This is a genomic window from Streptomyces sp. NBC_01166 (assembly GCF_045039765.1).
Classification (GTDB): domain Bacteria; phylum Actinomycetota; class Actinomycetes; order Streptomycetales; family Streptomycetaceae; genus Streptomyces.
The window spans coordinates 2,428,628-2,440,927 of the sequence record NZ_CP108613.1 but is presented as its reverse complement, the minus strand read 5'-3'; the positions used below and the strand labels follow the sequence as shown (position 1 = coordinate 2,440,927).

Genomic DNA, 12,300 nt, shown 5'->3' with positions numbered 1-12,300 from the left:
GCGTCTATGTTGACACTCGTCGATGCAAAGTGCCAGGCTTCATATAGACAGACATCGAAACAGCGGCCGGGAGCGGTCGCCCGTCCTGGAGGGCATCACCGACATGACCACCACAGCAGACCTGCCGGTCGTCGTCATCGGCGCCGGTCCCACCGGGCTGGCGGCGGCCGCGCACCTCGTGGAGCGCGGCATCGAACCGCTGGTCCTCGAGGCCGGGTCCACCGCGGCCACCGCGGTGCGCGACTGGTCGCACGTACGGCTCTTCTCCACCTGGGGCGAGCTCACCGATCCGGCCGCCGAGAAGCTCCTGGCGCCCACCGGCTGGTCCAGGCCCGACGCGCGCACCTACCCGACGGGGCGGGACTGGGCCGAGCAGTACCTCCAGCCGCTCGCCGACGTCCTCGGGGACAAGGTCCGTTACGGCGCCACCGTCACCGGAGTCTCCCGCCTCGGCCGCGACCGGATCGTCGACGCCGACCGGGAGCAGCAGCCCTTCACCATCCGCTTCGTACGCGCCGACGGCGGCGAGGAGCGGATCCTGGGCAGGGCCGTGATCGACGCGTCCGGCACCTGGTCCACCCCCGGCCCGGCCGGCGCCGACGGACTCCCCGTCCTCGGCGAAAGCGCCGGCTCCGCCCGCATCTCCTACCGCGTCCCCGACCTGAGGGACCCCGCCGTCCACGCCCGGTACGCGGGCCGGCGCACCGCTGTCATCGGCTCCGGAGCCTCCGCGTTCACCGCCCTTGCCGGTCTCGCCGACGTGGCGAAGGACGTACCCGGTACGCACGCGGTGTGGATCCTGCGCCGTGGCATCAGCGGTTCCACCTTCGGCGGCGGCAGTGCCGACCAGCTCCCCGCCCGCGGCGCCCTGGGCCTGGCCGCCAAGGCCGCCGTCGACGACGGGTACGCCGATGCCGTCACCGGCTTCCGCACCGAAGCCGTCGAGCCCACCGACGACGACCGTCTGACCCTCGTCGGGGAGGACGGCCAGCGCCTCGACCCGGTGGACGAGGTCATCGCCCTGACCGGGTTGCGCCCCGACCTGTCCTTCCTGTCCGAGCTCCGCCTCGCCCTGGACGAACGCCTGCAGGCACCGGTGGATCTCGCCCCGCTCATCGACCCGAACCAGCACTCCTGCGGCACCGTTCACCCCCATGGCCACCGCGAACTGTCCCACCCCGAACAGGGCCTCTACCTGGTCGGCATGAAGTCCTACGGCCGCGCCCCGACCTTCCTGGCCATGACCGGCTACGAGCAGGTCCGCTCGGTCACCGCCGCCATCGCCGGCGACACCGGGTCCGCCGACCGCGTCGAACTCGCCCTTCCCGAGACCGGAGTGTGCGGCGGCGCGGGACTCTTCGACGACCCCGCCGACGGTCGGAGCGACGGCGGTGGCTGCTGCGCTCCGGCAGCCGGGGCCCTTCCGGCATGACGACGAGCGAGGGCCGCCACCCCGACCAGGGGGTGGCGGCCCTCGCTCATGTTCCTGCGAACCGCTGCGTGCTTAGAGGTCGAAGTACAGCTCGAACTCGTGCGGGTGCGGGCGCAGCTGGATCGGGGCGATCTCGTGCGTGCGCTTGTAGTCGATCCACGTCTCGATCAGGTCGGGCGTGAAGACGCCGCCGGCCTGGAGGTACTCGTGGTCGGCCTCGAGCGCGTCGAGGACCGCCGGGAGCGACGTCGGGACCTGCTGGACGCCCGCGTGCTCCTCGGGGGCCAGCTCGTAGAGGTCCTTGTCGATCGGCTCCGGGGGCTCGATCTTGTTCTTGACGCCGTCCAGGCCGGCCATCAGCAGGGCCGAGAACGCCAGGTACGGGTTCGAGGACGGGTCGGGGGCGCGGAACTCGACGCGCTTCGCCTTCGGGTTGGAGCCCGTGATCGGGATGCGCATCGCGGCGGAGCGGTTGCGCTGCGAGTACACCATGTTGACCGGCGCCTCGAAGCCCGGGACCAGACGGTGGTAGGAGTTCACCGTCGGGTTGGTGAAGGCCAGCAGCGACGGGGCGTGCTTCAGGATGCCGCCGATGTAGTAGCGCGCCATGTCCGAGAGGCCCGCGTAGCCCTGCTCGTCGTAGAACAGCGGGGAGCCGCCGGACCACAGGGACTGGTGGACGTGCATGCCCGAGCCGTTGTCACCGAAGATCGGCTTCGGCATGAAGGTCGCGGTCTTGCCGTTGCGCCACGCGACGTTCTTCACGATGTACTTGAAGAGCATCAGGTCGTCGGCCGCGGCGAGCAGCGTGTTGAACTTGTAGTTGATCTCGGCCTGGCCGGCGGTGCCGACCTCGTGGTGCTGGCGCTCGACCTGGAGGCCGTTCTTGTCCAGCTCCATGGAGATCTCGGCGCGCAGGTCGGCGAAGTGGTCGACCGGCGGCGTCGGGAAGTAGCCGCCCTTGTAGCGGACCTTGTAACCGCGGTTGTTCTCGACCGCACCGGTGTTCCAGGCGCCGGCCTCGGAGTCGATGTGGTAGAAGCTCTCGTTCGCCGACGTCTGGAAGCGGACGTTGTCGAAGACGTAGAACTCCGCCTCGGGGCCGAAGTACGCGGTGTCGGCGATGCCGGTCGAGGCGAGGTAGGCCTCGGCCTTCTTGGCCACGTTCCGCGGGTCACGGCTGTACTGCTCGCCGGTGATCGGGTCGTGGATGAAGAAGTTGACGTTCACCGTCTTGTCGCGGCGGAACGGGTCGACACGGGCCGTGGACAGGTCCGCACGGAGCGCCATGTCCGACTCGTGGATGGCCTGGAAGCCGCGGATCGACGAGCCGTCGAAAGCCAGTTCCTCGGCCGGGTCGAAGGACGCCGCCGGGATCGTGAAGTGCTGCATCACACCCGGCAGGTCGCAGAACCGGACGTCGACGAACTTGACGTCGTTGTCGGCGATGTACTTCTGGACTTCGTCGGCGTTCTGGAACATCCAACTCCTCCTACTCCCGACCCGGGAAAGGGCGGGGTTGCAGCTCGTTTGTGTGGCCAGTGCGGTGGCACACGCTGGACCCGACCATAGGCAGACGGGATTTCTCCAGCATGACCCATTTGTTTCGCACAAGTTAACCAGGGCGGCCGTGGGCGGCACCTCGATGACGTGTTCGGTGCCCCCGCCCGGCCGGGTACAAACGCGGGCGCAGTACCGTGGTCGGGTGGACAACAGGCAAGCAATCGGATCGTGGCTCTCGGGGCCGCGCGCGGCGGCCGAGGAGATGGGCGCCGACTTCGGTTACCGGGGCGAGCGTCTCGGTCTGCCCCAGGGAGGCCCGGGGTCCATCGCCCCGCTGGGCCGCCGTTTCGGGGCCCTCTTCATCGACTGGGCCTTGTGCATGGTGATCGCATACGGCCTGCTCGCTCGTGGTGACCAGCAGTCGGCCGGGAACTGGGCGCTCGGCGTCTTCCTCGTCATGAGTTTCCTGACGGTCGGAACCGTCGGTTCCACCCCGGGCAAGCGGATTCTGGGCCTGCGCGTCATCTCCGAGGACGGCGGACGGCTCGGCGTCGTGCGGGTCGTCGTACGGAGCGTCCTGCTCCTCCTGGTGATCCCGGCCATCGTCTGGGACCGCGACAGCCGCGGCCTCCACGACCGGCTGGCCCGTGCCGTCCAGGTCCGCATCTGAGACGCCCGGACCCGAGCACGTACGAAGAGGACACGAACGCAGGAGAGCGGCCCCGGACGCGTACATCGTCCGGGGCCGCTCTCCTGCGTTCGTGCTCGGTCAGCGCATCTTTCCGCCGCGCGGCATCCGCATGCCCTTCGGCATCGGGCCCTTGGGCAGCGGCATGTTGCTCATCAGGTCGCCCATCGCCCGGAGCCGGTCGTTGGCGGCGGTCACCTGCGGGCCGGTCAGGACCCGCGGAAGCTTCAGCATCGTGGTGCGCACCTTCTTCAGCGGCACCTGGCCCTCGCCGTCGCCGACGATGATGTCGTGCACCGGCACGTCCACGACGATGCGGGCCATCCGCTTCTTCTCGGCCGCCAGCAGGCTCTTCACCCGGTTCGGGTTGCCCTCCGCCACCAGGACGATGCCGGCCTTGCCGACCGCCCGGTGGACGACGTCCTGGCTGCGGTTCATCGCGACGGCCGGGGTGGTGGTCCAGCCACGGCCGACCCGGTCCAGCACCGCCGCGGCCGCGCCGGGCTGTCCCTCCATCTGACCGAAGGCCGCGCGCTCGGCGCGCCGTCCGAAGATGATCGCCATCGCGAGGAAGGCCAGGACGAAGCCCAGGATGCCCGCGTAGACCGGGTGACCGATCAGGAAACCGATGGCGAGGAGGACACCGAAGGTGACGATTCCCACACCCGCGACGACAAGACCCACCTTGGGGTCCGACCGCCTGGTCATCTTGTAGGTCAGGGCGATCTGCTTGAGCCGCCCCGCGTTCTCGGCGCTGTCCGCGCCGTCAGTGTTTGCCTTCCTCGCCATGTACGGAAGTTTACGTGGCGCGGGAGTGACCTAGGAACGGTGGTCGGCCACAGCCTTCAGCACATGCTCCGCCTCGACCCGGTCCTGCGCCCTGCGGCGGTCCTCGAGGACGGCCGTCCAGGCGTTGCGGCGGGCGGTGCGCTGGCCGCTGCTCATCAGCAGGGACTCGACGGCGCGGAGTGCGGTGGTGACGGTCGGGATGGCGTTGGCTCGTACCGGTGCGGCGTGCATCGTGGGTGTTCCCCCTCGGAGCGGATGCGCGCGCCCGGCGCGCACTGAGTAGCGGGAAGCAATGACGACGGCGGCTACGGAGCCACCGCGTATGTACCTAGGGTCACTGCTCGGTGTTACCAGTGCATGACCGGTCGGTCAAACACCAATGAAACTCTGATTTCGGCGGCGCGCACGCCGACGCGGCCCATACGGGCCCCCGGCCTGCGGGGGACGTACGGGCCGCGTCTTTGCGGGCAGCGACGCTCAGTAGCTTCTTGTGCGCCGATTCACACGGCCGGTGCGGTCGCGGCGGTCGCACCGCGCCGTTCCATCGCCTGCTGGAAGAGGCGTCCGGCGCGGTACGAGGAGCGCACCAGCGGCCCGGACATGACGCCCGAGTAACCGATCGCGTCGGCCTCGTCCTTCAGCTCCACGAACTCGTGCGGCTTCACCCAGCGCTCGACCGGATGGTGCCGCGCGGAGGGCCGGAGGTACTGCGTAATCGTGATGAGCTCGCAACCCGCGTCGTACAGGTCCTGGAGCGCCTCGCTGACTTCCTCGCGGGTCTCGCCCATGCCGAGGATCAGGTTGGACTTCGTCACCAGGCCGGCCTCGCGGGCCCGCGTGATGACGTCCAGGGAGCGCTCGTAACGGAAGCCGGGCCGGATCCGCTTGAAGATCCGCGGCACCGTCTCGACGTTGTGCGCGAGCACCTGCGGGCGCGAGGAGAAGACCTCGGCGAGCTGCGCGGGCTCCGCGTTGAAGTCGGGGATGAGCAGCTCCACCTTCGTGGCGCCGCCCTCCCGCCCCGCGGTCTGGGCGTGGATCTGGCGCACGGTCTCCGCGTACAGCCACGCGCCGCCGTCCTCCAGGTCGTCGCGTGCGACGCCGGTGATCGTGGCGTAGTTCAGGTCCATCGTCACGACGGACTCGCCCACGCGGCGGGGCTCGTCACGGTCCAGCGCCTGCGGCTTCCCCGTGTCGATCTGGCAGAAGTCGCAGCGCCGGGTGCACTGGTCACCGCCGATGAGGAACGTCGCCTCGCGGTCTTCCCAGCACTCGTAGATGTTCGGACAGCCGGCCTCCTGGCACACGGTGTGCAGACCCTCGCCCTTCACGAGCGCCTGCATCTTCGTGTACTCGGGGCCCATCTTCGCCCGGGTTTTGATCCACTCGGGCTTGCGCTCGATGGGGGTCTGGCTGTTTCGGACCTCCAGGCGCAGCATCTTGCGCCCGTCGGGTGCGACACCGGACACTCCGGCACCCCTTTGCTTTCGCTGCATTGGATTCTTCGGCGAACACCAGGGTACGCCCGTGGTTAGAACGGCCTTGCGTCTGCCCAACCTGTGGCCGACGGGGCCTATTCCCTACGCCGAGGCGGCCGGTTCCTTCGGCGCGAGGACGCGGGGCGCGAGCTCCGCGTTCTCCAGGACGTCCCGCAGGTGCCTCTCGGCGACCGGGAGGACGTCGTCGATCGTGATCTCGCGGCCCAGTTCGTACGAGAGCGAGGTCACGCCAGCGTCCCGGATCCCGCACGGCACGATCCGGTCGAACGAGGTGTTGTCCGGGTTCACGTTCAGCGAGAAGCCGTGCATGGTGACGCCCTTGGCGACCCGGATGCCGATCGCGGCCAGCTTGCGGTCCTCGCGGCGCTGCCCGGCGTTCGAGGGCGCGTACTCGGGGCCGTTCAGCCGGGGGTCGAACTCCTCGTCGTGCAGCCGGGGGTCGAAGTCGAGGGAGAGCCCGCCGAGCGAGGGGCGGTCCTCGACCGGGTCGCCGAGGACCCAGACACCGCTGCGGCCCTCGACCCGGCTGGTCTCCACGCCGAACTCGGCGGCCGTGCGGATCAGTGCGTCCTCCAGGCGGCGGACGTGCGCCACCACGTCCACCGGGCGGGGGAGCTTGAGGATCGGGTAGCCGATGAGCTGTCCCGGGCCGTGCCAGGTGATCTTCCCGCCGCGGTCGACATCGATGACCGGGGTGCCGTCGAGCGGGCGCTCGCTCTCCGTCGTGCGCCGTCCCGCCGTGTAGACGGACGGGTGCTCGAGGAGCAGGCAGGTGTCGGGGACGGTGTCCTCGAACCTGGCGGCGTGCACCTCGCGCTGCTTCTGCCAGGCCTCCTGGTAGTCGACCCGCTCCTCGCCGAATCCCAGACGGACGAACCGCAGCTCACTCACTCGGGTGCCTCCCTACTCGCGGTGCCGGAGGGCCGGGGGGTGTCCCCGGAGTCACGGCACCATCCGTGTGCGCCCTGAGCCACTGTACGACCGCTCCCGAACACCGGGTCCGGCAGGTTACGGACGGGGCGCTTCCCGTCAGCGATCCATTAATCCTCACACGATCGGATGAACGTGGAGCGAAGGCCGCTGGCGCCGCCGCCGGGGCGGTTAAGTTCGCGCCGTTCCATAACGGGCTCGCCCGCTCCCAATCGTGGGGGAGCCCGTAAGGGCTGCCCGCCCGGCGCCGAAGGCAGGAGACCTTACAGCTGATGTCGGAACGACCTCCGCAGCGCACCCCGAACCGGCGGCTCGCTGCCCTCATCGCGGAGGCCGGGTTCTCCCATGCGGGCCTGGCCCGCCGGGTGGACCAGCTCGGCCTCGAACACGGGCTCGACCTGCGATACGACAAGACCTCGGTGACCCGCTGGCTGCGCGGCCAGCAGCCCCGGGGCACCACCCCCGCGCTGATCGCCGAGGTCTTCACCAGACGGCTCGGACGCCGGCTCTCCGCGCAGGACCTGGGCCTGGACGCGTGTGCGCCCGTCTACGCCGGTCTGGAGTTCGCGGCCACTCCCGCCGAGGCCGTCGACATCGTCAGTGGGCTGTGGCGCAAGGACTCGGGCAGCCATGCGGAGCTGCGCAAGATCGCGTTCACCCCCGCCGGGCTGGTCGTCCCCAGCAGGGACTGGCTGATCGGGCGGGCCGACGAATGGGTCGGCCGGGGCGAACCCCAGGAGCGGGCGACCGGCGCCACCGGCCTGCCGGCCCCCCGTACGCCTGCCGAGGGCCCCGGGAACCGGCCCCCGCAGGCCCACGGGGGCGGCGCCCTCCAGGTGCCCGGTGCCCCAGGTCCGGTGCACGGGGCGGGCGCCAACGGCGCCCGGGCCGGCGCCGGCCGTGGCCCCGTCCCCTCCCGCCCGCCCGCTCCCGTTTCACCGCTCCTGGGCGTCCCGCGCCAGCGGCAGACCGACCGCGGGGCCGGCCAGCGGGTCGGCAGCGGCGACGTCGCCGCCCTGCGCTCGGTGGGCGAGCTCTTCCGCACGCTGGACAACGCCTACGGCGGCGGCCACGCCAGGCAGGCCCTCGTCCGGTACCTGGAGCACGAGGCCGAGCCCATGCTGCGCGGTAGCTACGGCGAGACGCTGGGCCGCCGGCTGTTCTCCGCCGCGGCCGATCTGACCCGGCTCGCGGGTTGGACCTCGTACGACATCGCGGCGCACGGCCTCGCCCAGCGCTATTTCGTCCAGGCGCTGCGGCTCGCCCAGGCCGCCGGGGACCGGGCGTACGGCGCCTACGTCCTGATCACGATGAGCCGCCAGGCGGTCTATCTCGGGCACGGCAGGGAAGCCATCCAGCTCGCACGCGTCGCCCAGCAGGGCATCGGCTCCTCCGCTCCGCCCGTCGTCCTGGCCCTGCTGCACGCGGTCGAGGCGCGCGGACACGGCGTCCTCGGGGAGACCAGGCCCTGCGTCGCCGCGCTCGTACGGGCCGAACGCGCGCTGGGGATCTCCCGGCCCGGGGACGACGTTCCGCACTGGGCCCGCTACTTCGACGAGGCACAGCTCGCCGACGAGTTCGGCCACTGCCACCGCGATCTGCAGCAGTACCGCGTCTCCGCCCAGCACGCCGAGCGGTCGCTCCAGCTGCGCGCGCCGGCGTACGCCCGGAGCCGGCTGTTCTGCCGGGTGGTGCTCGCCTCCGCGAGGCTCGGGCTCGGAGAGCTGGACCAGGCGTGCCTGCTGGGCGCCGAGGCGGCCCAGCAGGCCGCGGAGATGCGGTCGGTGCGCGCGACGGAGTACGTACGGGACTTCGAGCGCCGCCTGGAGCCGTACCGCGACGCCGTCGCCGTACGGGGATACCGCGACCGGGTCGCGGCGCTGGGCTGAGCGAAGGGCCTACGCGGCGGCGGGCAGCACCGTCCCGTCCGCCCCCTGCCGGCGCACCCCCAGGTCCGCGAGGATCGCCGAGGCGGCGCGTCTGCCGGAGCGCAGCGCGCCCTGGACCGTGCTGGTGTCGCGGTGGTCGCCGCAGACGTACAGCCCGGCGAGCAGCCGGACCGGGCGGCGCGGGTCGTGCGGCGGCGGCATGGCGGGGACCGCCTCCGGGTCGTGATGGGCGGCCAGCAGCTCCCAGTCGTCGGTGGGCGTGCCGTACAGCGAGGCCAGGTGCGCGCGCACCTCGCCGTCGAGGTCCCGCGGCGGAGGGCCGAGCACCGTGGAGGTGATCAGGGCCCGGCCGCGCGGGGCGCGCGAGGGGTCGACCTCGCTCATCACGGCGGTGTGCGCGACCGGGCCCGAGCGGTCCGCGTCCAGCAGCAGACGGCCCCCGGTCGCCGGTGCCTCCCCCGTGGTGTGGTGCAGCACGGTCACCGGGTGGAAGGCGGGCGTCCGCAGCCCCGGCAGCAGTTCGGCGGCCGCCCCCGCTCCGGTGGCCAGCAGGAGTGACCGGCAGCCCAGCTCACCGTGCTCCTTGGTGCGTACGGAGGTGATGTCCGCCGCGGTCACATGCACCCCGGTGCGTACGGTCCCGGGAGGCAGGGCGGCCGCCAGCAGTTCGGGCAGCGTCGCGGAACCGCCGGCGGGCACACAGAGCCGGCCGCGGGCGTAGTCCCGGAGGGTGAGGTCGGCCACGCGGCTGGACGTGGTGAGCCCGGGGTCGCCGAGCAGCGCCGAGAGCAGGGGCCGCAGGAACCCGCCGACCGCGCGGGGCGGGAGGCCGGACAGCGCCTCGGACGCGGCCCGGTCGGGCCTGGTCATGATCCGGGACTCCGGAGCGGTGGCGAGCCGGGCCAGCCAGGCGCCGAGCCTGGCCTGTTCGATCGCCCCGCCCAGGGGCGCGCGAGGGGCGCTCGACCGGGAGCGCACCGCACGAAGTGCGCCCCTCGCGCTCCGTACGTCCCCGGCGCGGTACTGCCGCCCCCCGCTGTGGACGAGCACCCCCGGGGCGAAGTCCCGCAGCACCAGTCCTTCGAGCCCTGGGGTGGTGCTCAGCTCCGGATACGCGGAACTGAGCAGCGGGCCCAGGTGGTCGAGCCGGAACCCGTCCATGTCATGGGTGGCCATCCGGCCGCCCACCCGCGCGGCGGCCTCCAGAACGCTGACGCCCACCCCTGCGCCGATCAGCTGGTGGGCCGCCGACAGGCCAGCGATCCCGGCCCCGATGATGACCACATCCGCGTGGTCTGCTGCGTGTGCCCTGATCACGTGCCCCTCCCCGAGTCGGTGCGGCTGGTGGGGAGCTATTGCCCCCAACAGGCCCCCGGAATGCCCGAGTTCGGGTCGAGGCTAGGTGTATGGCCGAGAGAGGCGCAGTAGCGCGCACCCCGGGCACCGGTGCACGGGGTCGCACGGTGGTCCCGCGCCGGGTCCCGGGGAGCGCCGGGCCGTGGTCAGCGCAGTGCGGCGCGGATGGCGTCGTCGATGCCGGGGAAGGCGAACGCGAAGCCCGAGTCGAGAAGTTGGCCGGGCAGCACCCGCTGGCTGGCCAGGACGTCCCCGGAGAACTCCCCGAGCGCGGCCTTCAGCGCGGGTGCCGGGGCGGCGAACAGGGTCGGGCGCCGCAGGACCCTCCCCATGGCGGCCGTCACCTCGCCGTTGGTGACGGGGGAGGGGCCCGTCAGATTCACCGGGCCGGACAGTGCCTCGGTGTCCAGGATGTGCCGCAGCGCCGCGATGTGGTCGTGCAGCGCGATGAAGCTCCAGTACTGCCGGCCGTTCCCCATCCGTCCGCCGAGCCCCGCCTTGAACAGCGGGAAGAGCCGCCCCCAGGCCCCGCCCCGCCGGGAGACGACCAGACCGGTCCGAGCGTGGACCGTGCGGATGCCCGCCTCCTCGGCCGGAGCCGTCGCCTCCTCCCACTCCACGCAGACGGACGGCAGGAAACCCTCGCCGGGCGGCGCGCTCTCGTCGACGGCACGGTCGCCGGTGTCGCCGTAGAAGCCGATGGCCGACCCCGACAGCAGCACCCTCGGCGGGGTGTCCAGCGAAGCCACCGCCTCGGCGACGGCCGCCGTGCCCAGCACCCGGCTGTCACGGATCTCCCGCTTGTACGCCTCGGTCCACCGGTGGTCCCCGACTCCCGCCCCCGCGAGGTGGACGACCGCGTCACAGCCCACGAGGCCCGCCGCATCGACGTACTGGCGCTTCGGGTCCCACTCCACCTCGTCACCGGTGGCGGCCGGGCGGCGCACCATGCGCACCACCTCGTGCCCGTCGGCACGCAGCGAGCGCACGAGCGCCGCTCCGATGAGTCCGGTCGATCCGGTGACGGCGATTCGGGAACGCAGCATGCCGTCCATCCTGCCCCATGCGCCCTCGGTCACGCGGGAGTCGGAGGCGCCGGACACGCATGGCACAGTTGCACGCATGTCCGTGCCACGATTCCGGTCCCTCGGCCCCGCCCGTCCCGCCGTCCCCGAGGACGAGACCGCCCTCGCCGAGCTCGACCGGGCCACCTGGTCGACCCTCCACGCCGTGCAGCCGAAGCCGCAGCCGCCGTACGAGCCCTTCTTCGACGAGCGGCACCTGCCCGGCGAATACCTGGTCGTCGAGGCGGTCACCGGTACGGACGAGGAGTCCCTGGCCGGCTACATCCGGCTGGCCCGCCCGACCCCGCTCGCCTGCAACGCGCACGTCCGCCAGATACAGGGCCTCGCCGTCGCCGACCGGTGGCGGCGCCACGGCGTCGCACGTGCGCTGCTGCACGCCGCGTACGCCGAGGCGCGGCGCCAGGGCGCCGGACGGCTCACCCTGCGGGTGCTCGGCCACAACACCGCCGCACAGGCGCTCTACGCGTCCGAGGGCTTCGCCGTCGAGGGCGTACTGCCCGGCGAGTTCTTCCTGGGCGGGCGGTACGTCGACGACGTCCTGATGGGCCGCTCGCTGACAGCCTGAATCCCGGGCGCGCGTCCGGGGGCTCAGACCGGGCCGAAGCGTTCCCAGAGGGCCGGGTAGCGCTCCGCCAGCGCCGCGTCGTCGTCGAAGCCGAAGGGCGTGCCCGCCGGTTCCGCCGCCTGCGGCGGCAGCCCCAGATCGGGGGCGACGACGCCGGTGAGCTGCTCGTACGCCTCGTCGGCGGCGTAACCGAGCTCCTCGCCGTCCCCGTCGAGCTCCTCGTCGAAGTCGTCGAGCAGCTCGGCCAGGCTGTCCGGGTCGTGCACCGCCCCCTCGAAGACCTCACGGCCCTGCGCGATCAGCCAGCAGCGGAAGTAGTCGAAGGCGTCGTCGCTCGCCCCGCCGAGCAGCACGGCAGCCGCGCCCCACAGGTCCCAGCGGTACGCGCGGTTGTAGCGGGCCTCGAAGTGTCTGGCGAAATCCAGCACGGAGTCGGGATCGAGCCGCACCAGCCGTTCGACGAGCAGGTCGGCGTGGTCCTCGGGGTCGCCCTCGGCGGCCTCGCGGGTGCTGTCGATGATCTCCCAGAACTCCGTCTCGTCCATCACGGGTCCAGCATCTGCC

The 12,300-nt window shown here is 72.0% G+C and carries 12 protein-coding genes; 4 read left to right on the top strand and 8 right to left on the bottom strand.

The genetic code is table 11. The annotated features are described in order from the left end of the window. Positions 1-103 precede the first annotated feature (103 nt). On the top strand, positions 104-1,432 hold the full coding sequence (locus tag OG379_RS11235) for an NAD(P)-binding domain-containing protein (protein ID WP_405661683.1): 1,329 nt from the start codon (positions 104-106) through the stop codon (positions 1,430-1,432). Between the two features lie 72 nt (positions 1,433-1,504). Here the strand turns inward: OG379_RS11235 and glnA are convergent, their stop codons facing one another. Continuing rightward, entirely contained in the window at positions 1,505-2,914 is a 1,410-nt protein-coding gene (glnA, locus tag OG379_RS11230; RefSeq protein WP_104784933.1) for a type I glutamate--ammonia ligase, read from the bottom strand. A 223-nt stretch (positions 2,915-3,137) separates the two neighbouring features. On the opposite strand from glnA, the gene OG379_RS11225 reads away from it, so the two are divergent. Then, positions 3,138-3,605: an RDD family protein gene (locus tag OG379_RS11225; protein WP_393766267.1), complete on the top strand. Its 468-nt coding sequence runs from the start codon at positions 3,138-3,140 to the stop codon at positions 3,603-3,605. Between the two features lie 99 nt (positions 3,606-3,704). Here the strand turns inward: OG379_RS11225 and OG379_RS11220 are convergent, their stop codons facing one another. The 4 genes from OG379_RS11220 to lipB form a co-directional block, all read right to left on the bottom strand. After that, positions 3,705-4,412 (bottom strand): DUF4191 domain-containing protein, encoded by a 708-nt coding sequence (locus tag OG379_RS11220; protein ID WP_104784929.1) that lies wholly within the window; start codon positions 4,410-4,412, stop codon positions 3,705-3,707. Positions 4,413-4,442: 30 nt separating this feature from the next. Then, positions 4,443-4,643 carry a hypothetical protein gene (locus tag OG379_RS11215; protein WP_099176328.1) on the bottom strand — a complete coding sequence of 67 codons (201 nt, stop codon included), beginning with the start codon at positions 4,641-4,643 and terminating at the stop codon, positions 4,443-4,445. 269 nt (positions 4,644-4,912) lie between these two features. Further along, the gene (gene lipA, locus OG379_RS11210) at positions 4,913-5,881 is read right to left on the bottom strand and encodes a lipoyl synthase (protein ID WP_405661680.1); all 969 of its coding nucleotides are present in this window, start codon (positions 5,879-5,881) and stop codon (positions 4,913-4,915) included. Between the two features lie 111 nt (positions 5,882-5,992). Further along, positions 5,993-6,802: a lipoyl(octanoyl) transferase LipB gene (lipB, locus tag OG379_RS11205; RefSeq protein ID WP_405661678.1), complete on the bottom strand. Its 810-nt coding sequence runs from the start codon at positions 6,800-6,802 to the stop codon at positions 5,993-5,995. 311 nt (positions 6,803-7,113) lie between these two features. On the opposite strand from lipB, the gene OG379_RS11200 reads away from it, so the two are divergent. Then, positions 7,114-8,730, top strand: coding sequence for a regulator (locus tag OG379_RS11200; RefSeq protein ID WP_405661676.1), 1,617 nt, complete (start codon positions 7,114-7,116; stop codon positions 8,728-8,730). A 9-nt stretch (positions 8,731-8,739) separates the two neighbouring features. On the opposite strand, the gene OG379_RS11195 is transcribed toward OG379_RS11200, so the two are convergent. Next, positions 8,740-10,047, bottom strand: a complete 1,308-nt coding sequence (locus tag OG379_RS11195; RefSeq protein ID WP_405661674.1) for an NAD(P)/FAD-dependent oxidoreductase — start codon at positions 10,045-10,047, stop codon at positions 8,740-8,742. Between the two features lie 185 nt (positions 10,048-10,232). Beyond that, positions 10,233-11,132 (bottom strand): TIGR01777 family oxidoreductase, encoded by a 900-nt coding sequence (locus tag OG379_RS11190; RefSeq protein WP_405661671.1) that lies wholly within the window; start codon positions 11,130-11,132, stop codon positions 10,233-10,235. A gap of 76 nt (positions 11,133-11,208) precedes the next feature. On the opposite strand from OG379_RS11190, the gene OG379_RS11185 reads away from it, so the two are divergent. Continuing rightward, the gene (locus tag OG379_RS11185) at positions 11,209-11,736 is read left to right on the top strand and encodes a GNAT family N-acetyltransferase (protein ID WP_405661669.1); all 528 of its coding nucleotides are present in this window, start codon (positions 11,209-11,211) and stop codon (positions 11,734-11,736) included. Positions 11,737-11,759: 23 nt separating this feature from the next. On the opposite strand, the gene OG379_RS11180 is transcribed toward OG379_RS11185, so the two are convergent. Then, positions 11,760-12,281: a DUF4240 domain-containing protein gene (locus OG379_RS11180; protein ID WP_104784917.1), complete on the bottom strand. Its 522-nt coding sequence runs from the start codon at positions 12,279-12,281 to the stop codon at positions 11,760-11,762. Between the last annotated feature and the right edge of the window lie 19 nt (positions 12,282-12,300).

Bases quoted from the DNA above. Each gene is read 5' to 3' on its own strand.
- OG379_RS11235 (WP_405661683.1), top strand. From the start codon at position 104: ATGACCACCACAGCAGACCTGCCGGTCGTCGTCATCGGCGCCGGTCCC.
- OG379_RS11215 (WP_099176328.1), bottom strand. From the start codon at position 4,643: ATGCACGCCGCACCGGTACGAGCCAACGCCATCCCGACCGTCACCACC.
- OG379_RS11190 (WP_405661671.1), bottom strand. From the start codon at position 11,132: ATGCTGCGTTCCCGAATCGCCGTCACCGGATCGACCGGACTCATCGGA.
- OG379_RS11200 (WP_405661676.1), top strand. From the start codon at position 7,114: ATGTCGGAACGACCTCCGCAGCGCACCCCGAACCGGCGGCTCGCTGCC.
- OG379_RS11220 (WP_104784929.1), bottom strand. From the start codon at position 4,412: ATGGCGAGGAAGGCAAACACTGACGGCGCGGACAGCGCCGAGAACGCG.
- OG379_RS11180 (WP_104784917.1), bottom strand. From the start codon at position 12,281: ATGGACGAGACGGAGTTCTGGGAGATCATCGACAGCACCCGCGAGGCC.
- OG379_RS11185 (WP_405661669.1), top strand. From the start codon at position 11,209: ATGTCCGTGCCACGATTCCGGTCCCTCGGCCCCGCCCGTCCCGCCGTC.
- glnA (WP_104784933.1), bottom strand. From the start codon at position 2,914: ATGTTCCAGAACGCCGACGAAGTCCAGAAGTACATCGCCGACAACGAC.